Raw genomic sequence first — 23,350 nt, forward strand, 5'->3', positions numbered from 1 at the left:
CCCGGTTTCAGAGCCTGGGCAGGTAGTAGGCCAGCTCGTAGGGGGTGACCTGCCGGCTGTATCCGGCCCACTCCCGGTGCTTGTTGCGCAGGAAGTACTCGAAGGTCTGCTCGCCAAGCACCTGAGCCACGAAGTCCGACTTCTCCATGACCTTGAGCGCCGCGTCCAGGCTGTCAGGCAGGGGCTCGATGCCCATGGCCTGCCGCTCAGCGTCGGTCAGCTCCCAGACGTCGTCGCTGGTGGGCTCGCCCAGGGTCATCTTCTGCTCGATCCCATCCAGTCCGGCAGCCAACAGCACCGAGTAGGCCAGATAGGGGTTGGCCCCAGGATCCAGCCCGCGGAATTCCATCCTGGCCGAGTTGCCCTTGCCGGGCTTGTACTGGGGAATACGCAGGAGGGCGGACCTATTGTTGTGCCCCCAGCAGACGTAGCTGGGCGCCTCGGCCCCTCCCCAGAGACGCTTGTAGGAGTTAACGTACTGGTCGGTCACCGCGCAGATCTCGGCCGCATGGGCCAGGATGCCGGCGGCGAACTGTCGGGCCGTCTGGGACATGTTGAACTCCTGGCCCACCTCGTAGAAGGCGTTGGTGTCCCCCTCGAACAGGCTCAGATGGGTGTGCATGCCCGATCCCGGCTGGTCGGTGAAGGGCTTGGGCATGAAGCTGGCGTAGATCCCCCGCTCCAGGGAGATCTCCTTGACCACGGTCCGGAAGGTCATGATGTTGTCGGAGGTGGTCAGGGCATCGGCATAGCGCAGGTCGATCTCGTTCTGCCCCGGTCCGGCCTCGTGGTGGGAGTACTCCACCGAGATGCCCATCTGCTCCAGCATGTTGACGCAGGCCCGTCGGAAGTCCATCCCCGGGCTGCGGGGCACGTGGTCGAAGTAACCACCCTCGTCGATGGGGGTCGGGACCTGGGACCAGTCCTCCTGGTTCTCGAACAGGTAGAATTCGATCTCCGGGTGGGTATAGAAGATGAAGCCCTTCTCCTTGGCCTTGGCCAGGGCTCGCTTGAGCACGTGCCGGGGATCCCCGCTGCTGGGCTCGCCATCCGGGGTGAGCACGTCGCAGAAGATGCGCGCCGTGCCCTGCGGCCCTCCCCTCCAGGGAAGGATCTGGAAGGTGGACGGGTCGGGCTTGACGATCATGTCGTCCTCGGAGACCCTGGTCATGCCCTCGATGGCCGAGCCGTCAAAGCCCAGCCCCTCCTCGAAGGCCACCTCCAGCTCGGTGGGCGCTATGGCCACCGACTTCAGGGTTCCCAAGACGTCGGTGAACCAGAGGCGAATGAACCGGACATCGCGCTCCTCGACAGTGCGCAGCGCGAACTCCTCTTGTTTATCCATAGAGCTTATGCTCCCATTCCTATATTTCGCAGACTTGCTTATAGCGTTAACAATGTCCCGAGACCAGGTCCAGTGCCTGCTCCAGGGTGAAGGCCCCCTCATAGAGGGACTTGCCCAGAATAGCGCTGTCCACGCCCCGATCGAGCAGGTCCAGGATGTGACTCAGGTCATCCAGGCTGGAAATGCCCCCGGAAGCGGTCACCCTGGCCGGAGTCCGGTCAGCCACCTGCCCCAGCAGATCCAGGTTGGGGCCGGTCATCATCCCGTCGCGGGTCACGTCGGTGACCACGTACCGGCTGCACCCGTCCCGGTCCAATCGTTCCATGGCCTCGAAGAGATCTCCGCCCTGTCTGGTCCAGCCCCGGGCGGCCAGGGTGTGTCCACGCACGTCCAGACCCACGCAGACCCTCTGTCCGTAGCGAGCCAGGACCTGGCTGGTCCACTCTGGATCCTCCAGAGCCGCCGTGCCGATGTTGACCCGGGTGGCACCTGCATCCAGGGCGGCCTCCAAGCTGGCGTCGTCGCGAATGCCGCCGCTGAGCTCCACCTTGACGCGATCGCCCAGCTGGTTGACCAGGGCGGACAGCTTGTCGCGGTTGTCTCCAGTTCCGAAGGCCGCATCCAGATCAACCAGGTGGAGCCACTCGGCACCCTGGTCGACCCAGGCCTTGGCTGCATCGGCAGGCTCGCCGTAGACCTTCTCGGAACCGGAGACCCCTTGCCTAAGGCGAACCGCCTTTCCGTCGCGGACATCGACAGCGGGTAGGAGCGTCAGCATCTCATTCACCTTTCTCGAAGGGGAGTCCGGAAGCCCCGGGAAGGGTCCGCACCCAATTGGTCAGCAACCGTGCTCCGGCCTGACCGGACTTTTCCGGATGGAACTGGGTGGCGCTCAAGGGACCGCACTCATAGGCAGCCACGAACCTGCTACGCCCATAGGTGGACCAGGTAACCAGCGGTTCACCGAAAGTGACGCCCTGTGAGGTCTTACCTGACTCCGGATGGCTGCCGCTTTGTTCTTTCAACGCCGAAACTCGTAGGGCCAGGTCGTGCTGTGTCACGCCGGCCCGGTCATCCCCCTGCACCGCCATGGCTGCATAGGAGTGGACGAAGTAGAAACGCTGGTCCTGAACCCCCGCCAGCAGTTGTGTTCCCTGAGGTGCCTGGACATGATCCCAGCCCATATGGGGCACGACATCAGCGTCCAGCTTGGTCACCCGACCGGGGATCAGGCCCAGTCCGGGCTCGCTGCGGCCATCCTCGTCCCCGAACTGGAACATGATCTGAAGGCCTATGCAGACCCCTAGAACAGGTAGGCCCTGTGCCAGACGGTCCAGGATGATCCGGTCGCCGCCGACGGCACGCAACCCCGCCATGCAGGCTCCGTAGGCCCCCACGCCGGGAATGACCAGGCCGTCGGCCTTCATGGCCAGATCCGGGTCGGCGCTGATTTGGGCATCGACCCCGAGCTGAGAGAGGGCATGCACCATGGATCTGACATTGCCGAACCCATAGTCAAGCACCTGTATCCTGGTCATGTTCCTCCTAGCAGGTCTTTGGTCTCAACGATCACTCGACGCGACCCTGGCGGGTCGATCCTCCGGCCCCGAACCTGGTGTGCGAGGCGATGATGCCCATGGCCTTCTCGCGGTTGTACTCCCCCGAGTCGAAGATGGCGGCCCCATCCTGGCGCAGCCTGTCCACCGTAGTGGTCCCAATCATCAGGTCCTCCACGAAGTCGGCGGTGGCGGCAAAGAGGATGGGCGGCGCAAGTGTCTGCCCCGACTGTCCGCTGATCCAGAGGGTCACTTCGAGCTTGTCGGCCCTGTTGACCGCCAGAATGGCACTGAGTCCGGATACGACGGTGGTCAGATCGCGGATGGCTGCCTCGGGTCCGTCACCATCCAGGTTTCTCAGGACAGCCACGGCACCCTCACGGGCCTGAATGCACCAGGCCGAGATATCGGAGATCTGGCAGAAGGCCGCCAGAAGCTCTGCCGAAGCCAGACGGGTCACCATGACGGCGGCCTTGGCCCGGTTGCCGATCAGACCTTCCAACTCTTGGTCGAAATCGGCAGCAACACCATCAGCCCCATCTGGTTCCACCGACGATTCGCCAGTGGGCGCAGAATCCGAACCAGCCTCGTCATCCACGCCTGATGCGGACTGTTCAACAGGTTGATCCGCTTGATCCTGGCCTTCATTGAACTCGGCCTCAAAGCTGGCCAGGGCCCGCTCGACCTCCTCCTCGCTCAGATGATGGCCGGAATCCGGCAGGTCCTGATCCTTGCCGTCATTGTTATCGTGTTCATCAGCGCTCATAGCGACCCCTTGGTGCTGGGGATGCCCTTCACCCTGGGATCAGGCTCCACGGCGAAGCGCAGAGCCCTGGCCAGGGCCTTGAACTCAGCCTCGGCGATGTGGTGGGGATCCCTGCCCGACAAGAGGGTCAGGTGCAGGCAGATGCCGGCATGCAGGGCGATGGACTCCATGACGTGCCTGACCAGGGAGCCGGTGAAGTGCCCGCCGATCATGGCGTACTCGAACCCCTCAGGCTCGCCGGTGCAGACCGCATAGGGCCTGCCGGAAATATCGACCACGGCTCGGGCCAGGGCCTCATCCAAGGGTACGGTGGCGTCGGCGAAGCGTTTGATGCCCCGCTTGTCGCCCAGGGCCTGGGCCAGGGCCTCGCCAAAGACGATGGCCACGTCCTCGACGGTGTGATGGACATCGATCTGGGTGTCCCCGCTGGCCTTGATGGTCAGGTCGATCAGGGAATGCCTGCCCAGGGCCGTCATCATATGGTCATAAAAGGGAACCGAGGTGTCGATATCGGTCACTCCGGTGCCATCCAGATCCAGACTCAGGCTCACCTTGGATTCACTGGTCTGGCGGGTGATGGTGGCTGTTCTGCCTGCCATTGCTGCTCCTCCGCTTTCTGCCGCACATTCCAGCTCGCACTGTTGCTCCTGCACGGCGTCTAGACCACCAGCATAGCCGTGCCGCTGGTCTGCATCCTCCTAGAACCGCTTGAGGACATGGACCAGGGTTTGGCGGAATCGCTCCATCTCCGCGTCCGTACCCATGCAGACCCTCAGGTAGCCCTGAGGACCAACCGCCCGGATCAGCACGCCTTCATCCTTCATGGCCTCGAAGACGGCATCGCGGTCGGGGAAGGTGCCGAAGAGGATGAAGTTGGAGGCCGAGGGAACCACGGTCAAGGGCCGGCCATGGAACTTCTGCCCGGCCAGCCACTCGGCAGTCTGCCGACGGGTCTGACGAAGCTGATCCACCCGGGCCAGCTGGAGGTCCGTGTGCTCCAGGGCAGCCAGGGCAGCGGCCTGGGTCAAAGCGCTCAGATGGTAGGGCATCCGGACGATGCGAACCGCGTCAACTATGCCCCTGGATGCGGCCAGGTAGCCCACCCTGGCGCCGGCGAAGGCGAAGGCCTTGGACATGGTCCGGCTGACTGCCAGGTGGTCGTACTGCCCGATCAGGCTGACCGCCGAGGGCGTGCCCGGATCGCGGAACTCGATGTAGGCCTCATCCACGACCACGATGGGGCGAGCGGACGGATCCGCGCCCGCCACAGGGACCTGAGAGCAGACCTCAAGAAGCCTGGTCAGCTGATCCATGGGCAGGGGCGTCCCCGTGGGATTGTTGGGGCTGGTCACCAGAACCATGGCTGGCCTCAAAGCCTTGATGCGCTCGATGGTCGTATCCATGTCCAGGCTGAAATCGGGCCGCCGGTGGGCCAGTTCCCAGTCGGTGAAGGTGTCCCTGGCGTACTCGGGATACATGGAATATGTCGGGTCACAGCCCAAGGCGGTCCTCCCCGGTCCGCCGAAGGCCTGGAAGAGCTGGAGCATGATCTCGTTGGACCCGTTGGCCGCCCAGATCTGCTCGGGCTGGAGCGAGGTTCCTGATTCCCTCTTCAGATAGGCCGCCAGGGCCCGCCGGAGTTCCTCATGCTCCCTGTCCGGATAGCGGTTGAGGCCGGGGGCCACCTGGCGCACACGCTGGCAGATGGCCTCGACCACCTCCTGATCCAGGGGGTAGGGGTTCTCGTTGACGTTCAGGCAGACCGGAACATCCAGCTGGGGGGCGCCGTAAGGCTCCTCCCCCACCAGGTCCGTGCGCAGGGGCAGATCGGCTGGTATGGCACTCACCGCAGACCGGCCCTCTCTTCGTTGGCTTCCAGGTCGGCCTTGTCGTAGGGGTCGTCCAGGAACCGGCTCAAGATGCACTCGCCGTGGGCGGGCAGGTCCTCGGCTACGGCAAAATCGTTGATTTTGGCCGCGATGGGCTTGAGCCCCTCCTCGTCATATTCGATGACTTCGACAGGCTTCATGAAGGTGTGAACGCCTAGGGCCACGTCGAACCTGGCGGTTCCGCCGGTGGGCAGGACGTGGTTGGATCCGGACATGTAGTCGCCCAGAGGCACAGGAGAGTAAGGACCGCGGAAGATGGCGCCCGCGTTTCGAATCCGGTCGATGACGGCGTCAGGATCGGCCGTCTGAACCTCCAGGTGCTCGGCGGCATAAGCGTTGGCCACGTCGATGGACTGGTCGATTCCATCCGTCAGGATGATTCCCGACTGGTTGCCGCCCAGGGAGGTGCGCACCCGGTCGGCATGCTCGGTTCGAGGCACCCTCCGCTCCAGAGCCTCCTGTACGCCCTGGGCCAGGTCCTGGCTGTCGGTGATCAGCACCGAGCCGGCAAGCTCGTCATGCTCGGCCTGGCCGATCAGGTCTGCCGCAACCCAGTCGGGATTGGCCTGCCCGTCAGCCAGAATGGCTATTTCCGTGGGTCCGGCCACAGCGTCGATGCCTACCATGCCGGAGACCATCTGCTTGGCTGTCGCCACAAAGATATTGCCCGGGCCGGTGATCTTGTCGACCGGGTCGCAGAGAATCTCCCCATCCTGAGGCTCGGAGCCCTTGGCTCCGTATGCGAACATGGCCACAGCCTGGGCACCGCCCACAGCATAGACCTCATCCACTCCCAGGATGGCGCAGGTGGCCAGAATGATGGCCGCCGGCAGACCGCGGGGGTCGTCGGAGGCGGGCGGAGTGGCCACGGCCAAGGATTCGACGCCGGCAATCTGGGCAGGCACCGCATTCATGATGACCGAAGAGGGATACAGGGCCTTGCCTCCCGGCACATACAAACCCACCCGTTGAACCGGGATCCACCGCTCGCTGACCCGGGCACCGGGGGCCAGATCAGTAGCCATGGGCTTGGGCACCTGGGTGGTGCAGACCTTGCGGATGCGGGCAACGGACTCCTCGATTGCCGCCCTGACCTTGGGATCCAGCTTATCCAAGGCCTCCTGCATGGCCGATGCCGGGACCCTCAGATCATGAGGGCGCACATGGTCGAACCTCTCCTCCAGGTCTCGCAAGGCCGCGGCCCCATGCTCACGCACCTGGTCCAGTATGGGCTGCACCTGGGCGCTGGCCTCCCGAGTACCCATATCGGCTCGGGGCATGGCGGCGAGGAGTTGGGCGCGGGACATGGTTTTCCCGCGCAGATCCATGGTTCTCATCATGAGCTTTGACATACTTTGATGGTAGTGAACTTTTGTGTCGCCAAAGCCAGCGACTCACCGCCGTCCCAAATGGTGAGACGGTTCCGGACGCATCCTAGGCTGACGGCAGACAGGAGGGCCCGAAGACGGACTTGATCTCGGCCATCATAGAGGTGTCGTGCCTGGTGCGGAAACCGTCGCCAAAAGTCAGCAAGCGGACGTTGCCCCGGTCGTCGGTGACCGCCAGACGGACCTGGCAGTAGCCGGGATGGGACTTGAGTATCCGGGCCAGCCGCTCCATATGCCCCCGATCCAGGGCCTGCCTGGGCAGGGTGATGGTCAGCGGTCGCTCGTCCGCCGACTCCAGGACGGGCACCTCCATATCGTTGACGCGGATGTTGGTGGCCTCGTCACGCAGCTCGACCACACCCTTCACCCGGATGACCGAGTCCAGGACCAGGTCGTCGGAGTGGGCATCGTAGACCTTGCCAAAGAACATGCACTGGATGGAGCTCTCCAGGTCTTCGATGGTGACGATGGCCCAAGGATTGCCCTTCTTGGAGACCCGTCGGTCCACAGCCGTGACCAGCCCAGCCAGGGTCACCGCCTTGCCATCCATGCCCTTGGACCGGTTGAGTAGCTGGGCAATGGACATGTCCCGCATGCCAGCCAGAACCGAGGTCATGCCACTCAGCGGGTGGTCAGACACGTACAGGCCCAGCATCTGCCGCTCGAAGTTGAGCTTGGTGGACTTGTCCCACTCGTCGATGTCGGGCACGGTCACCTGGGCGTCGCCCAAGGCATCCTGCTGGGGCACGTCGTCATCGGGGTCGGCGAAGAGATCGAACTGGCCCTCGGCCTGCTTGCGCTTGATGGGCATGACCTGGTCGACGGCCTCGTCATGAATTTGGAAGAGGGCCCTCCTGTTGGGGTCGATACCGTCGAAGGCACCGCCCTTGATCAGGGATTCCACGGTTCGCTTGTTGAGCACCTCCATGGGCACTCGCTTGACGAAGTCCATAAAGTTGACATACTTGCCGCGGGGCCCCTGGCGTTCCTTGATGATGTCCGCCACCACCTTGTCGCCCACATTGCGGATGGCTCCCAGGCCGAAGCGGACCACGTCGCCGACAGCGGAGTACTCGGACACGGACTCGTTGATGTCAGGCGCCAGGATGCGGATGCCCATCCTTCTGGCCTCGCCCAGGTAGAGGGCGGTCTTGTCCTTGTTGGTCTTCTCGTTCTGCAGCAGGGCAGCCATGAACTCCACCGGATAGTGGGTCTTCAGGTAGGCGGTCCAGTATGCGATCAGGGCGTAGGCCGCAGAGTGCGCCTTGTTGAAGGCGTAGCCAGAGAAGGGCACCAGGACGTCCCAGACCGCCTGGGCAGCCTCCTGGGAGTAGCCGTGCTCCTTCATACCCTCGAAGAAGGGGACCTGCTCCTTGGCCAGGACGTCAGGTTTCTTCTTACCCATGGCCCTCCGGAGCACATCGGCTCGACCTAAAGAGTAGCCGGCCAGAATTCGGGCTGCGGACTGGACCTGCTCCTGGTAGACGATCAGACCATAGGTCTCGTCCAGCACGCCAGCCAGGGGCTTGGCCACCTCGGGGTGGATGGGCTCGATCTTCTGTAGCCCGTTCTTGCGCTTGGCGTAGTTGATGTGCGAGTTCATATCCATGGGCCCTGGCCGGTAGAGGGCGATCAGGGCGGATATGTCGTTGAAGTTATCGGGTTTGAGCATACGCAGCAGGGAGCGCATGCCGTCGCCATCGAGCTGGAAGACGCCCAGGGTGTCGCCCCGGGACAGCAGCTGGTAGGTCTCCTTGTCGTCCAGGGGAACCTTCTCGATGCTGATGGGCTCCTTGCCGTTGCGCTTGATGTTGGCGACCGTGTCCCTGATGACCGTCAGGTTGGACAGCCCCAGGAAGTCCATCTTGACCAGCCCCAGGGTTTCGCAGGTGTGGTACTCGAAGGTGGTGGTCACCGTGCCGTCGGTGCGCTCCATCAGCGGCGATGTATTGGTGATAGGGTTGGAAGCCATGATGGTGGCGCAGGCGTGTACGCCGGTCTGGCGGATGATGCCCTCGATGCCCTTGGCCTCCTCGGTGATCCGCTTGACGTCCGGGTTGGACTCGTACAGATCGCGGAACTCCTTGGCCTCCGGGTAGCGCTTGGACTGGGGGTCGAAGATCTCCTTGAGGCTCATGTCCTTCCCGTTGACCGTCGGTGGCAGGGCCTTGGTGACCTGGTCGCCCACGGAGTACTCATAGTCCATGATCCTGGCCGAGTCCTTCAGGGCCTGCTTGGTCTTGATGGTGCCGTAGGTCACGCACTGGGCCACCTTGTCGGAGCCGTACTTGCGGCCCACGTAGTCCAGGACCTTCATGCGTCCCTCGGGGTCGAAGTCCACGTCGATATCGGGCAGGGAGACGCGCTCGGGGTTGAGGAAGCGCTCGAAGATCAGCCCGTGCTTGAGCGGGTCCAGCTCGGTGATGCCCATGGCGTAGGCCACCATGGATCCTGCCGCCGATCCACGGCCCGGACCCACCATGATCCCGTGATTCTTGGCCCAATTGATGTAATCGGCCACCACCAGGAAGTATCCGGTGAACTGCATCTGGCAGATGACTCCGCACTCGTAGTCGGCCTGGTGGGAGACCTCCTCGGGCACCCCGTCCGGGTAGCGGTTCTTTAACCCCTCGTCCACCTTCTTCAGGAAGAGGGAGGTCTCGTCCCAGCCCTCCGGGCAGTCGAAGCGCGGCATGAAGGCCCCGTCCTCGTGATCGTCGAACATGACGTTGCAGCGTTCCGCGATCTCCAGGGTGTTGTCACAGGCTTCAGGGAACTCCTTGAAGATCTCGCGCATCTCCTGGGCCGAGCGGATGTAGTAGCCACTGCCGTCGAACTTGAAGCGCCCAGGATCGGTCAGCCGGGATCCCGAGTTGATGCAGAGCAGGGCATCCTGGGCCGAGGCGTCCTCCTTGCGCACATAGTGCGAGTCGTTGGTGGCCACCAAGGGCGCATCCAGACGACGGGCAATCTCCAGCAGGTCCTTGGTCACCCGATGCTCGATCTCCAACCCGTGGTCCATCAGCTCCACGTAGTAGTTCTCCTTGCCGAAGATGTCCTGGAACTCCCCTGCTGCCCGCAGGGCCTCGTCGAACTGGCCCAGCCGCAACCTGGTCTGGACGATGCCCGAGGGGCAGCCGGTGGTGGCGATGACCCCCTGGTGGTAGGTGGACAGCAGGTCCTTGTCCATGCGGGGCCATTTGCCGACCAGGCCCTCCAGGTTGGCCACCGAGGAGGCCTTGATCAGGTTGACCAGGCCCGTGTCGTCGCTGGCCCAAAGGGTCATGTGGGTGATGAAGCCGCCGCCGGAGACATCGTCAGAACGCTGCTCGTCGGTTCCCCAGTGAACCCGGCTCTTGTCCTGGCGAGCCGTCTCAGGGGTCACGTAGGCCTCGATGCCGATGATGGGCTTGATGTCGGCATCCACGGCCGTCCGCCAAAGCTCGTAGGCCCCGTGCATGTTGCCGTGGTCGGTGATGGCCACGGCCGGTTGTCCCAGCCGTCCCACCTCGGCAACCAGGTCGGGGATCCTGCTGGCCCCGTCCAGGGTGGAATAGTGGGTATGGGTGTGAAGGTGAACAAAATCTGACCGGGTTGAGGACATATCTCCAACTTACCCAGGACCCTGGCCGAATCGCCGGAGTCCGCTAGCTGCGTATACCAGTGGCGCTCTGACGCTCGATCTGCAGGGAGCGGCGCAGGTCGGCCGGGTAGGAGGAGACCACTGTGGTCCAGATCTTGGTGCGGGGATGGCGGAATTCCAGACGCATGGCGTGCAACCACTGCCGCTTCAGACCCAGCCTGTCCGCCAGGTCGGGGTTGGCCCCATACATGTGGTCGCCCACCAGGGGATGGCCTATGGAGGAGAAGTGCACGCGTATCTGATGGGTGCGCCCGGTCTCCAGATTGACGCTGACCAGGGTGGCCGAGCCGAAGCGCTCCAGCACATCCCAGTGGGTGATGGCCTCCTTGCCGGCAGGGGTGACCGTGAAGCGGAAGTCCGAGACCCGGGCCCGTCCGATGGGCGCCTCAATGGTGGCCTTGTCCTCGGAAAGATTGCCCTGGACCAGGGCGTGGTAGATCTTGACCACCTCATGCCGGGCGAATTGCCGGCGCATCTCCTTATAGGCCAGGTCGGACTTGCAGACCAGCATGAGGCCGCTGGTGCCCGCGTCCAGGCGGGAGACGATGCCCTGACGACCCTGGGCACCCATGGAGGTGATGTGGGTGCCCCGCTGCAGGAGGCTGCCCAGAACGGTTGGGCCGGTCCAGCCGATGGAGGGATGCGCTGCCACCCCCACTGGCTTGTCGACGACGACCACGTCCTCGTCCTCATAGACTACGGGCATGTCCTCGGCCACCGGCTCCACCTGTTTGGCTGGCTCGGGCTCGTCCAGCTCAATCAGATCGCCACTCATCAGAGTGGTGGCCTTGTTCACCCGACGGCCCATGATCCGCACATGGCCCTGGGCCACCAGATCGCTGGCCTTGGCCCTGGACAGGCCCAGCATCTTGGACAGGGCCATATCCAGGCGCCGACCCACCAGGGCATCCGGCGCGGGAAGAAGCCGGGTCACTTGGCCGCTCCCCCATGTTCTTCGGGCTTGTCCCTGTCCCTGAAGCGCACATTGCAGGCAATGAGCACCACTACGACAACACCGGCCAGAGTCAGATAGATGTCGGCCACATTGCCCACCGACCAGCCGTAGTCCAGAAAGTCGACCACGGCACCGTCAAGAAAGCCTGATGCATAGGCCACCCGGTCGATCAGATTGCCCGCCGCCCCGGAGAAGGCCAGGGAGAGGGCCAGGATCCAGACCATGGAGGTGGTGCGCAGAGCCAGAGCAATAATGAGCAGACAGGCGGCCAGGGCAATCAGGGATATGACCCAAGTACTCCCGGACCCCAATCCAAGGGAGGCCCCGGGATTCCGTACCAGACGCAGTCCACGCAACGGCCCAGGCAGAGCCACTCTGACCCCGTTGCCCAGCCGGGCCAGTGCCAGGGCCTTGGTCACCTGATCCAGAGCTATGGCCACTGCCGCCAGAGCGACGAAGACGGCCACGCGCCCGCGCAGCCGTCTCTTGTATATGTTCTTGGTCATTACCGGATGGAATCAGTGGGCCTGTTCGGACTTCTTTTCCATGGACTGGTAATTGCTGGTGTCCGAGATCTGGTTGATGAGCTGGTTGAGGAACTCGGTCAGCTTGCTGCGGTAGCCCGCCTCGAACTGCTTGAGTCCCTGGATGTTCTCCTCCAGAACCTTGGACTGATCCATGAGCTTGTTCTTGACATCGGCGGCATAGCGGTCGGCGCTGTCGCGGGTGTTCTTGTCGTACTCCTGAGCCCGGGTCTGCACCTGGGTTTCGTACTCGTCGGCCTGGGTGTGCTGACGCTTGGAATAGGCGTCCGCATCGGAACGGGTCTTGACCGAGTACTCGTCGGCCTGGGAGCGTACACGCTGTGAGTAGCCATCGGCCTCGGAGTGGACTCGCTTGGAGTACTCGTCCACCTCGGCGCGGGTCCTCTTGGAGTAATCCTCTGCCTTCTTGACGATGTCGTCGTGCTGGGCGTGGCCCTCGGCCACCAGCTGGGAGGCGTTGGCCTTGCCCTTGTCTACGTACTGGTCGTGCAGCTGCATGGCCAGGGTGAGCATGGCGGTGGCCCTCTCGGGTTCGCTGCTGGCCTCGGCGCCAGCACCCGCAATCCGCTGCAGGCTGCCGGTTTCGGTGGAGGGCTCGGCCTTGGAGACCTGCTGGCGCAGCTGCTCCTCGCGCTTGCGGGACTCCTCCAGCTCCTTGTTCAGCTGCTCGGTGCGCTGTTGCTGCTCCTGAGAAGCCTTCTGGGCCTGGGTGACCTGCTGGCGGGCCGTGGCCATGCTCTGCTGGGAGGCATTGAGCTGGTTGGTCAGCGCCTGGACCTGCTGGCGGGCCTGGTCGCGCTCCTTTTGCATGGCCGTCAGCTGGTTGGTCAGCGCCTGGGTGTTGTTGCCCGCAGCGGCCTGGGCGGTAAGCTGGTCGATCTGGGAGTTGAGCTGCTCGACCTGACGCTTGAGCTGATCGTTCTGCGAGGCCAGGGTCTTGACCTGGCTCTGGGACTCGGCCAGCAGTCGCTTGGTCTGGGCGTCCACGGCAGGCTGTTGCTGAGCGGCTGAACCCTGGGCCTGCTTCAGATCCCTGTTTTCCGTCTGCAGGGATTCCACCTGTGCCGTCAGGTCGGAAATCTTGGAGTTCAGCGAGGCCACATCGGTACCCAAGGACTGGGTGGAAGCGGCGTTGCCCTGCATGGCCTGCTTACCCAAAGCTTCAACTGTATCGGTGACCTGATCCAGGAAGTCGTCGACCTCGTCGACGTCGTAGCCTTCCTTAAACCGCACTGTCTGGAAGGTATGCTCCCTTATGTCATTAGGCGTCAATAGAGCCATATGTTTCTCCACCTCGCTTCAGGCCAACCAGCCCGATTGTGTTCTCTTACTGCATGCTAGCACGGAGTCTGCCGTATCCGCGGTCTTGCTCTTACCCCAGTAGCACCTGGATGATGATCAGGGCGGCGTAGAGCACCATGAAGGAGACGTCAAGCTGGATCCTGCCCATGGGCAGAGGCGGAATATACCGACGCAGCCAGCGCAGGGGCGGCTCAGTCAAGGCATAGATGACCCGAATGAGCGAGGCCACGAAGCCACGTGGGTACCAGCGGGGCGACAAAACCATGACCCAGTCAAGAATCATCCGTACAAAGAGAATCAACAGGTAGGTATCGATGAAGATGTCTACCAGATATCGAAGAAAAGCAACAAGCATGCGTCTTTAAGCTCCTGCGGACACGTCTATCGGGGCATCGCTCACTGAGCGAAAAGCCCCTTGGCTGAAGAGCCTGACTCGGGCTCCTCTACCTTGATGTTGACCTGTGCAGGACTGAGCAGAAAGACCCGGGGGGTGACCCGCTCAATGGACCCGCGTACCCCGAAGACCACGCCGGCGGAGAAGTCGACGATCCTGTAGGCCACCGACTCGGACACGCCGGTCAGGTTGAGGACCACCGGCACCCCGTCACGCAGGGCCCTGCCGACCATCTGGGCATCCTCATAGGACTTGGGATGGATGGTGGTGATGCGATTGATCCGGCTCTGGAAGGGTGTGGACTCGGTCTCCTGGCTGCTGGACGTGGATTGCGGAGCCATGGGGGTCACAGAGTGATCGGTGTCGAAGCCATCGCTGGCCTCTTCATCGTCGGCCAGGTCGTCGTCATCGTCGTCCACAACGTCCGACATGCCGAAAAAGGACATTGCGTTCTTCATCAATCCTGCCATACCTGCTCCTTCGCCTGATTACCGCAGAAAGTCAGGGATATCCAGATATCCCGGGTCGGAGGTGCCGTCGTCGCCGGAGGCTGGGGGCACCACATCGTGTTCGGAAGTCTCATCGGATTCCGCTTGGACGGAAGGGGTTGTCAGCGGCTGCTGGGGCTCCTGGACCGGGGTGGCCGCTGCCGGTGCGGTGGTCGTGTCCACTGCAGGGGTCTGGGTCTCGTCCTTCTTTGGTGTGGGATCGAATCCGGCGGCGATGACCGTGACCCGCACCTCGTCCCCGTAGGCGTCGTCCAAGGCCAGGCCCCAGATGATCTGTGCCTCGGGATGGATGGCATCCTGAACCAGCTGGGCGGCAGCGGATGCCTCCTGCATGCTCAGGTCGGTGGGGCCGGCCACATTGATCAGGGCCCCATGGGCACCCTCGATGCTCTCCTCCAGGAGCGGGGAGGAGATGGCGATCTCGGCGGCCTGGGTGGCTCGATCCTCACCCCTGGCTGCGCCGATGCCGAAGAGGGCGGTGCCGGCATCCTTCAAGATGGCGGTGACATCGGAGAAGTCCACGTGAATATAGGAGTTCATGGTGATCAGGTCGGTGATGCCCTGAACGCCGGCCAGCAGAGCCGTGTCGGCGGTCTTGAAGGCATCCATGACCGAGACCGTACGATCCGAGAGGTCCAGAAGCCGGTCATTGGGAATAACGATAAGGGCATCGACCTCCTTGCGCAGGTTCTCGATGCCCGATTCGGCGGAAGCGGAGCGCCTGGGTCCCTCAAAGGTGAATGGCCGGGTGACTACGGCGATGGTGAGCGCACCTTGCTGACGGGCTGCACGCGCCACCAGTGGGCTGGCGCCAGTGCCTGTGCCGCCGCCCTCCCCTGCAGTGACGAAGACCATATCGGCGCCCTTGAGAACCTCTTCAATGTCAGACTGATGGTCCTGGGCAGCCTTGGCGCCCTTCTCCGGATCGGCTCCGGCCCCCAGGCCGCGACTGTTGGCATCAGAAAGGGAGATCTTTACATCGGCTTCTGAGCGCAGGAGATCCTTGGCATCGGTATTGATGGCAACAAACTCGACATTCTGCAGACCCTCGGCGATCATGCGATTGACAGCATTGCCACCGGCTCCACCAACACCAACGACCTTGATGTTGGTCTTGTCATTGAAATTGTCATTCTGGGCAATCTCGCTCACAGTATGCTCCCGTCACTCACGTTACGCTCAACTCTAGCGCAGGTCGTATACGCCAACACGCATTTGCCCACAGGCGTTCCGACCCTCCCTGACGGCCGTGGGCCTAGGGTCCGGGAGGTCAGAGCCAACCGCCCTGGCCTTCCGAAAGAACCTCCACGCCGTTCTGTCCGTATTCTAAACCCTGATTCTAGACCCGGATGCGCATGGTTGGCGACGAGAATATTTTCGGCTTCAGTAGGAGGCATCCATGGGGTCATTGCCGAAGAGCGTCTCGCGCTCCTGATGGGTGGTGGTCCGCGAATCGAGCCAGCCATAGGGCAAACGGACCTTCTTGGCATAGCGGACCCGACCCCGGGGCTTGCCGGCCACGGCCCGCGGATAGGGCATGTCCTGATCCAGATCGGCGATGCAACGGTCCAGATCCTCCAGGCTCTCGCAGGCCATGAAGTCGCGGCGCACCTGGCCACCCACGGCGAAGCCCTTGAGATACCAGGCCACATGCTTGCGCATATCGTGGACGGCCATGCGCTCGTCGCCGTCGTAGAACTCGACCAGAAGCCGGGCATGGCGGGCCATGATGGCCCCTACCTGGCCCAGGTTGGGTTCCTGCCGTTCCGGGGAGCCAGCCAAGGCCGCCGCGATGTCGGCGAAGAGCCAGGGACGGCCCTGGCAACCGCGGCCGATGGCCACGCCTGCGCAGCCGGTCTGGGCAAACATATCCAAAGCATCCTCGGCGGTCCAGATGTCGCCGTTGCCGAAGACGGGGATGTCAACGGCCTGGACCAGCTGAGCGATCCGGTCCCAGTCGGCATGGCCGCCGTAGTACTCAGCCGTGGTTCTGGCGTGCAGGGTCACGGCGGCGCACCCCTCCTCCTGGGCGATGTGGGCCGCCTCCAGGAAGGTCTCGTGCTGATGATCGATGCCCACCCGGATCTTTGCGGTGACAGGGATTCCGGCAGGCGAGCAGACAGCAACCACCCGATGAACCAGTTCGGCGAAAAGGTCGGTCTTCCAAGGCAGGGCGGATCCGCCGCCATGCCTGGTGACCTTGGGTACCGGGCAGCCGAAGTTCATGTCGATATGATCGACCCAGCCGGCATCAACCACCATCCGGGTGGCCTGCTCCATGATCTGAGGGTCCACCCCATACAGCTGCAGGGAGCGCACCTTTTCCTGGGGGGCGAAGCGGCAGAGCCGGAAGGCCTTGGGGTTGCGCGCCACCAGGGCCCGGGCCGTCACCATCTCCCCCACATACAGTCCGTCGGGTCCGTACTCGCGGCAGAGCAGGCGGAAGGGCCAGTTGGTCACGCCCGCCATGGGCGAAAGCATGACCGGCACAGGCACGGTTATCGGGCCCAGCTGCACAGGGGCAACCTTCGGGGTCGGGCGATCAGTCTCAGTACCGGCCACCGGCCTCGGCCACCTTGATGGGTTCGCTCTCGTCCGTGCCCGGCTCGCTGGCCAGGTCCGTGTAGCCGTCAGCGGCACGTGAGCCGGTCAGGTCGGATGGGCCCATGGGGTAACGCACCCGCTGCTCACCGACGACCCGGCGCACATAGTCCTCCACCTGGTCCAGGGCCACCCGGTCCTGCTGCATGGAGTCGCGGTTGCGGATGGTGACCGCCTTGTCATCTAGAGTGTCGAAGTCCACGGTGATGCACAGGGGCGTGCCGATCTCGTCCTGGCGACGGTAGCGGCGGCCGATGGCGCCGGACTCGTCGTAGTCAACCATCCACTCGTTCTGGCGCAGGTCGGCGGCCAGGTCATGGGCGATCCGCTGCAGATCGGGCTTCTTGGACAGGGGCAGGACGGCGGCCTTGACCGGGGCCAGCCTTGGGTCCAGACGCAACACGGTGCGGCGGTCAACCCCGCCCTTGGTGTTGGGTGCCTCGTCCACGTCATAGGCATCCACCAGGAAGGCCATCAGCGAGCGCGTCAGACCGGCCGCAGGCTCGATCACGTAAGGGATATACCGTTCCCCGCTGGCCTGGTCGAAGTAGCTCAGATCCTCGCCCGAGTGCTCAGCATGGGCCTTGAGGTCGTAGTCGGTGCGGTTGGCCACACCCTCCAGCTCGCCCCACTCGGAGCCCTGGAAGCCGAACCGGTACTCGATGTCCACAGTCCGCTTGGAATAGTGTGCCAGCTTCTCCTTGGGGTGCTCGTAATGGCGCAGGTTCTCGGGCTTGACGCCCAGGTCCACGTACCAACGGGTCCTGGCGTCGATCCAGTACTGGTGCCACTGCTCGTCGGTACCGGGGTGGACGAAGAACTCCATCTCCATCTGCTCGAATTCACGGGTGCGGAAGATGAAATTGCCGGGCGTGATCTCGTTGCGGAAGCTCTTGCCCATGTTGGCGATGCCGAAGGGGGGCTTGGAGCGGGAGGAGGCCATGACGGACTTGAAGTCCACAAAGATGCCCTGGGCGGTCTCGGGACGCAGATAGTGCAGGCTCTTCTCGTCCTGGACGGGCCCCAGGTGGGTCTGCAGCATCATATTGAAGTCGCGCGGCTCGGTCCACTGTCCCTTGGTGCCACAGTCCGGGCAGGGAATGTCCTTGAGGCCGTTTTCCGGATCATGGCCGTGCTTTTCGACGTAGGCCTCCTCCAAGGTATCGGCCCGGTGCCGCTTGTGGCAGTTCAGGCACTCGATCAGGGGGTCATTAAATACGGACACATGGCCCGAGGCCTCCCAGACCGCCGTGGGCAGGATGACCGAGGTATCCACGCCGACCACGTCGTCGCGGGTGACCACCATGGTCCGCCACCACTCTCGCTTGATGTTGTCCTTGAGGGCCACGCCCAGGGGGCCATAGTCCCAGGCCGAGCGCGTCCCGCCATAGATCTCCCCTGCGGGAAAGACGAATCCTCGGCGCTTGGCCAAGGAAATGACCTCATCCAGTTTCGATACTGCCACTGATCACACCTTCTGCTCGGGAGCCCCTCCTGGGGACATACGACCTGATGACCGGCCTCCAGCATACCTTCGGCGGGTGACCTGCTGTCAGCGTAGAGGCCTACCATCAAGGCAGGTGCAGGAGGCCGCGCAGGTGACCGCAGGGGGACACCGGGCATCCTGCCTGCCAACCCCAGTCGACGAGGAAAGGTTCCCGATATGCCCGACATAAATGACCCATCCTACCTGAACACCGTAGCCGAGGTCACCATTGCGCCCTCCGGTCAGGGTGAGGAGCTGTCCACCTATGTGGCCCAGGTCATCAAAGTCATCAGGGATTCGGGACTGCCCAATCAGACCAACGCCATGAGCACCGTCGTCGAGGGGGATCTGCATCGGGTCATGGAGGTCGTGGAAGAAGCCACGCGGGTCTTGGCCGAACAGGGATACAGGACCGGCGTCAGTCTGAGACTGGACATCCGTCCCGGTAAGCGGGATCAAATCCACGAGAAGGTGGAGCGGGTCGACCGGATCCTGGGCGGGGAAAACCGCTGAAAGCACCCTGTCACTGAAGATCAGCCGGGCTGAAATCGCCTGAGCAAGTTAAGGTATGCCCATGATCACGATGAAGCAGATCGCCGAACGCACAGGTGTATCCGTCTCCACTGTCTCTCTGGTGCTCAACGGCCGCGATAAGGGCAGAGTCAAATCGGAAACTGCCCGAAAGGTGCGCAGCACAGCCAAGACCCTGGGCTATCGGCCCAATCCCATGGCCCGGTCGCTGCGTACCAGCAAGACCGGCATGTTGGGCTTTATCAGCGAAGAGGTGGCCACCACGCCCTACGCTGGCGCCATCATTCAGGGTGCCCAAGATGCGGCAGCCGAACGTGGTTACATGCTTCTCACTGTCTCCACCGATGGGGGCGCTCGGGAAGCCGAGCAGATCCAGGCCCTGAAGCGCTATGGAGTGGACGGATTCCTCTTCGCCAAGATGTACGACCAGGAGGTGGACCTGCCCCAGGCTCTGCGTTCCTGCCCTGCTGTGGTCGTCAACGCTTCGGAGCGGGTCAACCGCTGTCCCAGCATCGCCCCTGACGAATTTCTGATCGGCTACGATGCTACCCGCCACCTGATCGAATCAGGTTGTCATCGGGTAGCCTACCTGGGCACCACACAGGATCTGCCGGCGCAAGAAGACAGAATGCGCGGATATCACACAGCTCTCAAGGAAGCTGGCTTACCCACAAGTCAGGCCTTGACCCGACTGGTCGGGTTCAACCAGGACGCCATGGATCAGGCAAACGACCTGATGGATGACCAACACCCCGATGGGGTTTTCTGCTTCAATGACTCGCGTTCCTTCTACCTCTACCAGGCCGCCGCTGCGCGCCATCTGATCATCGGCAAGGACCTTAATTTGGTGGGCGTGGACAACCACCAGGTTATAGCCGAAACCACGGCACCACCCTTGACCACCGTCGAACTGCCCCATTACGAGATGGGCTTCTGGGCGGTACGGCGACTACTGGCGCAAATCAATCCCCGTCGCGTTTCCCTGCCCCTGCCCGAAACTCGTGCCACCCTGCCCCCGCTCGATCAAGCTGGCGGGGTACGTATCCATTGCGCGCTTATTCGCAAGGGCTCCACTCGCCTTGATGCCGCTTTGGACACGGTTCCAACAAGCCACTAAAGCCGTACACACCCCTCCTCATCGCAAGATGGTGAAACAAGGCCGAAGTCTGGAGGGCTTCGTGCAAACTGCCAATAGGCCGGCATCCCCTGCTAGTTGCTAATCGTGCTCACAGGCACCCACAGTATCCGTCAATCGTTTGACGTAAATCGATTGACGACCTACTATACTTACCAGGATTCGCTCTGCACACAGGAAGTGCATCGAACCAGGAGGCACTGCGGAGAAGCGGTGCACAACAAGTGAGGGAGGGGCAGCATGGCCGCCAAATCATCAGCATGGAGGAATCCATCATATTTGGAATCCTCTACCGGAATATTCTTCTTCTTCTGTGCCTGGGGCATCTGGTGGTCCTTCTACCAGCGGTGGCTGGTGACGGGCCTGGGAATGAACAACACGCAGGTAGGCAAGATCTACTCCATCAATTCCGTGGCAACCTTGATCATCATGTTCGTCTACGGGGTCATCCAGGACGAGTTGGGCGTCAAGCGCCGTCTGGCCATCTTCATCGCCGCCATCGCCGCCCTGGTGGGACCTTTCGTCCAATTCATCTATGCTCCGCTCATGCACACCAACATGATGCTGGGCGCCATGTTGGGCGCAGTGGTCCTCTCTGCAGGCTTCATGTCTGGCTGCTCCCTGATAGAGGCCATCACCGAACGCTACTCACGCAAGTTCGGCTTCGAGTACGGACAGTCCAGGGCCTGGGGCTCCTTCGGCTACGCCATCGTAGCTTTGATCGCCGGCTTCGTTTTCAACATCAACCCCATGATCAACTTCTGGCTGGGCTCAGCCTTCGGTCTGTGCATGCTCCTGGTCTACGCCTTCTGGATCCCCGACGAGCAGCGCGAGGAGATCAGCCGTGAATCGACTCCTGAAGGAGAGAAGTCCCAGCCATCCCTGAGAGATATGCTCCACGTGCTGGGCATGCCAGCCCTCTGGCTGCTGATCGTCTTCATGATCTTCACCAACACCTTCTACACGGTCTTCGACCAGCAGATGTTCCCCACCTACTACGCCAACCTCTTCGCCACGCCTCAGCTGGGCAACCAGGTCTACGGGATCCTCAACTCCTTCCAGGTCTTCCTGGAGTCGGCCATGATGGGCGTGGTTCCCGTCATCATGCGCAAGATCGGCGTGCGCAACTCACTTTTGTTGGGAGCCACGGTCATGTTCGCCAGGATCGGCCTGTGCGGTTTCTTCCACGACCCTGTCATGGTCTCCATCGTCAAGCTCTTCCACTCCATCGAGGTCCCGCTCTTCAGCCTGCCGGCCTTCCGCTACTTCACCCTGCACTTCAACCCCAAGCTGTCCGCCACCCTCTACATGGTGGGCTTCCAGATCGCCTCCCAGGTCGGCCAGGTGGCCCTGTCCACTCCGCTGGGCATGCTCCACGACCGGGCTGGCGACCGGATCACGTTCTACACCATCTCATTGGTGGTGCTTGCTGCCCTGATCTACGGTATCTTCGTGCTCAAGCGCGACGACCAGCAGGTTGACGGTGATCCCTTCATCAGGGATTCGCAGAAGTCCGCCGTGACCCAGGGCTGATCCCCACATCAACCATCATCAGCACCCATCCAACCCGAAAGGATTCAAGGATGAACCAGTCAGTAACCAAGGAAAACGCCGATATGAGCGCTCAGCTGGACAAGGCCCAGAAGAGCATCGATCGGCTCTTCGCCACCCGCAATGACCGCTGGTATCCCCAGTGCCACATCGCCTCCAAGGCCGGATGGATCAACGACCCCAACGGCCTGAGCTACTACAAGGGGCGCTATCATGCCTACTTCCAGCTCAACCCCTACGGGAGCGAGTGGGGAAACATGCACTGGGGTCACGTCTCCAGCGCCGACCTGGTCACCTGGCGGCGCGAGCCCCTGGCCATGGCGCCCACCCTTGAGGTCGAGAAGGACGGAGTCTTCTCCGGATCGGCCGTGGTGGGCGACGACGGCCGTCTGACCATCTACTACACCGGTCACCGCTGGCGCAATGGGGTCAACGATGATGACGGCAACCTCCAGGAGCAGTGCATGGCCGTCTCCTCCGACGGTATCCACTTCGAAAAGAAGGGTGTCGTGGTCCCCTGCCCCGACGACAAGATCCTGCACTTCCGTGACCCCAAGGTGTGGAAGATGGGCGGGCTCTGGTACATGGTCTTCGGAGTCAGCACCCCCGCCCACCGGGGCGAGATCTGGATGTATACCTCCAATGACATGGAGCACTGGACCTTCGACCGTGTGATCTATCGGCACCCCGACCCCGAGGTCTTCATGCTGGAATGCCCCGATATGTTCCCCCTGGAGGACAAGTGGGTGATCTGCTACTCGGCCATGGGCTTGAAACCCCATGGATTCGAAGCCCGCAACCACAACAACGCCGGCTATGTGATCGGCAGCTGGCAGCCCGGGGGCGACTTCCATCAGGAGACGGACTTCCACCTCTGGGACGACGGCCACAACTTCTATGCCCCGCAGACCTTCCAAGCCCCTGACGGCCGCAGGCTGGTCTTCGGCTGGATGAGCCCCTTTACCGAACCCATCCCCATGCAGGATGACGGCTGGTGTGGCCAGTTCACCTTGCCCCGCGAGGTCACCCTGGCCGGTGATCATCTGCGCTGCCTGCCCATACGCGAGTTCTCCAACCTGGATCAGGACCAGCAGGACTTCGGCCCCATCGAGCTGGAGGTCAACGGCAGCCAGGATCTGGTGGACGACGCGCAGACCGCCGACATCACCATGGAAATCGACCTGGCCAAGTCCCAGGCAGAGCGCATCGGTCTGGAGATTCACCGGACGCAATCCGGCGACCACACGCTGGTCTGCTATGACGACCAGCTGGGCCGCGTGGTGCTCGACCGCCACTGCAACACCTACGGGGACCGTGGCTACCGCACTGCTCCAGTCGACAAGTCCTCGGGAAAGCTCAAGCTGCGCATCATCGTGGACCGGGGCTCGATCGAGGTTGTCGTCAACGACGGGCTGGAGATCATGTCCTCCTACTCCTTCCCCGCCCAAGGGCCCCGCGGCATCCGCCTGATCGCCGAATCCGGCGAGGGCAAGGCCCTGATCGACTCCCTCTCCATCGCCAGGCTGGGCACCATCTGGGAAGAGCCGGATCGCTGATCCCGCTGTCCTGGTCGGCACAGGAAAGGCCTGCCCTCTGAATCACTCAGGGGGCAGGTCTTTTTGTTTTGCAAGCATCGCTTTCAAGCATCGCCTTCAAGCATCCATGGTCAGAACCGATGAATCGGAAATCCTCGAGAAAGCACCGGTCCTTTGGCACTGACTCCTTGCCGGAGACCGCCAGTCATGACTCGGTCT

General features: G+C 62.7%; 20 protein-coding genes. 4 read left to right on the plus strand and 16 right to left on the minus strand.

What is annotated here, in order from left to right:
• Positions 1-7 precede the first annotated feature (7 nt).
• The 16 genes from glnA to LPC22_RS05980 all read right to left on the minus strand — a co-directional run bounded on the left by glnA (position 8) and on the right by LPC22_RS05980 (position 18,358).
• Positions 8-1,345, minus strand: coding sequence for a type I glutamate--ammonia ligase (glnA, locus tag LPC22_RS05905; RefSeq protein WP_024627234.1), 1,338 nt, complete (start codon positions 1,343-1,345; stop codon positions 8-10).
• Between the two features lie 46 nt (positions 1,346-1,391).
• On the minus strand, positions 1,392-2,123 hold the full coding sequence (gene priA / locus LPC22_RS05910; protein WP_229133107.1) for a bifunctional 1-(5-phosphoribosyl)-5-((5-phosphoribosylamino)methylideneamino)imidazole-4-carboxamide isomerase/phosphoribosylanthranilate isomerase PriA: 732 nt from the start codon (positions 2,121-2,123) through the stop codon (positions 1,392-1,394).
• A 1-nt stretch (position 2,124) separates the two neighbouring features.
• Positions 2,125-2,883, minus strand: coding sequence for an imidazole glycerol phosphate synthase subunit HisH (gene hisH, locus LPC22_RS05915; RefSeq protein WP_229133108.1), 759 nt, complete (start codon positions 2,881-2,883; stop codon positions 2,125-2,127).
• Between the two features lie 31 nt (positions 2,884-2,914).
• Positions 2,915-3,667, minus strand: a complete 753-nt coding sequence (locus LPC22_RS05920) for a hypothetical protein (protein ID WP_229133109.1) — start codon at positions 3,665-3,667, stop codon at positions 2,915-2,917.
• Entirely contained in the window at positions 3,664-4,266 is a 603-nt protein-coding gene (hisB, locus tag LPC22_RS05925; RefSeq protein ID WP_024627238.1) for an imidazoleglycerol-phosphate dehydratase HisB, read from the minus strand. The genes LPC22_RS05920 and hisB overlap by 4 nt, the downstream gene beginning before the upstream one ends.
• A gap of 99 nt (positions 4,267-4,365) precedes the next feature.
• Complete coding sequence (locus LPC22_RS05930) at positions 4,366-5,514, minus strand: histidinol-phosphate transaminase (RefSeq protein WP_229133110.1); 1,149 nt, start codon at positions 5,512-5,514, stop codon at positions 4,366-4,368.
• Complete coding sequence (gene hisD, locus LPC22_RS05935; RefSeq protein WP_229133111.1) at positions 5,511-6,908, minus strand: histidinol dehydrogenase; 1,398 nt, start codon at positions 6,906-6,908, stop codon at positions 5,511-5,513. The genes LPC22_RS05930 and hisD overlap by 4 nt, the downstream gene beginning before the upstream one ends.
• Positions 6,909-6,990: 82 nt before the next feature.
• On the minus strand, positions 6,991-10,548 hold the full coding sequence (gene dnaE / locus LPC22_RS05940) for a DNA polymerase III subunit alpha (RefSeq protein ID WP_024627241.1): 3,558 nt from the start codon (positions 10,546-10,548) through the stop codon (positions 6,991-6,993).
• Between the two features lie 43 nt (positions 10,549-10,591).
• Complete coding sequence (locus LPC22_RS05945; RefSeq protein WP_229133112.1) at positions 10,592-11,521, minus strand: RluA family pseudouridine synthase; 930 nt, start codon at positions 11,519-11,521, stop codon at positions 10,592-10,594.
• Positions 11,518-12,048, minus strand: a complete 531-nt coding sequence (locus tag LPC22_RS05950) for a signal peptidase II (protein WP_229133113.1) — start codon at positions 12,046-12,048, stop codon at positions 11,518-11,520. The genes LPC22_RS05945 and LPC22_RS05950 overlap by 4 nt, the downstream gene beginning before the upstream one ends.
• A gap of 12 nt (positions 12,049-12,060) precedes the next feature.
• Positions 12,061-13,368 (minus strand): DivIVA domain-containing protein, encoded by a 1,308-nt coding sequence (locus LPC22_RS05955; RefSeq protein WP_121914000.1) that lies wholly within the window; start codon positions 13,366-13,368, stop codon positions 12,061-12,063.
• Between the two features lie 91 nt (positions 13,369-13,459).
• Positions 13,460-13,744, minus strand: a complete 285-nt coding sequence (locus tag LPC22_RS05960) for a YggT family protein (protein WP_229133114.1) — start codon at positions 13,742-13,744, stop codon at positions 13,460-13,462.
• Between the two features lie 41 nt (positions 13,745-13,785).
• Positions 13,786-14,253 carry a cell division protein SepF gene (locus LPC22_RS05965; RefSeq protein ID WP_121913999.1) on the minus strand — a complete coding sequence of 156 codons (468 nt, stop codon included), beginning with the start codon at positions 14,251-14,253 and terminating at the stop codon, positions 13,786-13,788.
• 18 nt (positions 14,254-14,271) lie between these two features.
• Positions 14,272-15,444 (minus strand): cell division protein FtsZ, encoded by a 1,173-nt coding sequence (ftsZ, locus tag LPC22_RS05970; RefSeq protein WP_229133115.1) that lies wholly within the window; start codon positions 15,442-15,444, stop codon positions 14,272-14,274.
• A gap of 231 nt (positions 15,445-15,675) precedes the next feature.
• A complete protein-coding gene (gene dusB / locus LPC22_RS05975; RefSeq protein WP_229133116.1) occupies positions 15,676-16,854 on the minus strand; it encodes a tRNA dihydrouridine synthase DusB in 1,179 nt (392 codons plus the stop codon).
• Complete coding sequence (locus LPC22_RS05980) at positions 16,841-18,358, minus strand: glycine--tRNA ligase (protein WP_229133117.1); 1,518 nt, start codon at positions 18,356-18,358, stop codon at positions 16,841-16,843. Before LPC22_RS05980 ends, dusB begins: the two co-directional genes overlap by 14 nt.
• A 198-nt stretch (positions 18,359-18,556) precedes the next feature.
• Here LPC22_RS05980 and LPC22_RS05985 point away from each other — a divergent pair, with 198 nt between their 5' ends.
• The 4 genes from LPC22_RS05985 (at position 18,557) to LPC22_RS06000 (ending at position 23,152) form a co-directional block, all read left to right on the plus strand.
• Positions 18,557-18,892 (plus strand): MTH1187 family thiamine-binding protein, encoded by a 336-nt coding sequence (locus tag LPC22_RS05985; protein WP_229133118.1) that lies wholly within the window; start codon positions 18,557-18,559, stop codon positions 18,890-18,892.
• Between the two features lie 61 nt (positions 18,893-18,953).
• Positions 18,954-20,027 (plus strand): LacI family DNA-binding transcriptional regulator, encoded by a 1,074-nt coding sequence (locus tag LPC22_RS05990; protein ID WP_121914050.1) that lies wholly within the window; start codon positions 18,954-18,956, stop codon positions 20,025-20,027.
• A 258-nt stretch (positions 20,028-20,285) separates the two neighbouring features.
• A complete protein-coding gene (locus LPC22_RS05995) occupies positions 20,286-21,578 on the plus strand; it encodes an MFS transporter (RefSeq protein ID WP_229133119.1) in 1,293 nt (430 codons plus the stop codon).
• A gap of 50 nt (positions 21,579-21,628) precedes the next feature.
• Positions 21,629-23,152, plus strand: a complete 1,524-nt coding sequence (locus LPC22_RS06000) for a glycoside hydrolase family 32 protein (protein WP_229133120.1) — start codon at positions 21,629-21,631, stop codon at positions 23,150-23,152.
• Positions 23,153-23,350 lie beyond the last annotated feature (198 nt).

This window comes from Bifidobacterium mizhiense (assembly GCF_020884755.1).
GTDB lineage: Bacteria > Actinomycetota > Actinomycetes > Actinomycetales > Bifidobacteriaceae > Bombiscardovia > Bombiscardovia mizhiensis.

Coding starts and splice junctions, on each gene's coding strand:
- glnA (WP_024627234.1), bottom strand. CDS start 1,345: ATGGATAAACAAGAGGAGTTCGCGCTGCGCACTGTCGAGGAGCGCGAT.
- priA (WP_229133107.1), bottom strand. CDS start 2,123: ATGCTGACGCTCCTACCCGCTGTCGATGTCCGCGACGGAAAGGCGGTT.
- hisH (WP_229133108.1), bottom strand. CDS start 2,883: ATGACCAGGATACAGGTGCTTGACTATGGGTTCGGCAATGTCAGATCC.
- LPC22_RS05920 (WP_229133109.1), bottom strand. CDS start 3,667: ATGAGCGCTGATGAACACGATAACAATGACGGCAAGGATCAGGACCTG.
- hisB (WP_024627238.1), bottom strand. CDS start 4,266: ATGGCAGGCAGAACAGCCACCATCACCCGCCAGACCAGTGAATCCAAG.
- hisD (WP_229133111.1), bottom strand. CDS start 6,908: ATGTCAAAGCTCATGATGAGAACCATGGATCTGCGCGGGAAAACCATG.
- dnaE (WP_024627241.1), bottom strand. CDS start 10,548: ATGTCCTCAACCCGGTCAGATTTTGTTCACCTTCACACCCATACCCAC.
- LPC22_RS05950 (WP_229133113.1), bottom strand. CDS start 12,048: ATGACCAAGAACATATACAAGAGACGGCTGCGCGGGCGCGTGGCCGTC.
- LPC22_RS05955 (WP_121914000.1), bottom strand. CDS start 13,368: ATGGCTCTATTGACGCCTAATGACATAAGGGAGCATACCTTCCAGACA.
- LPC22_RS05960 (WP_229133114.1), bottom strand. CDS start 13,744: ATGCTTGTTGCTTTTCTTCGATATCTGGTAGACATCTTCATCGATACC.
- LPC22_RS05965 (WP_121913999.1), bottom strand. CDS start 14,253: ATGGCAGGATTGATGAAGAACGCAATGTCCTTTTTCGGCATGTCGGAC.
- LPC22_RS05985 (WP_229133118.1), top strand. CDS start 18,557: ATGCCCGACATAAATGACCCATCCTACCTGAACACCGTAGCCGAGGTC.
- LPC22_RS05990 (WP_121914050.1), top strand. CDS start 18,954: ATGATCACGATGAAGCAGATCGCCGAACGCACAGGTGTATCCGTCTCC.
- LPC22_RS05995 (WP_229133119.1), top strand. CDS start 20,286: ATGGCCGCCAAATCATCAGCATGGAGGAATCCATCATATTTGGAATCC.
- LPC22_RS06000 (WP_229133120.1), top strand. CDS start 21,629: ATGAACCAGTCAGTAACCAAGGAAAACGCCGATATGAGCGCTCAGCTG.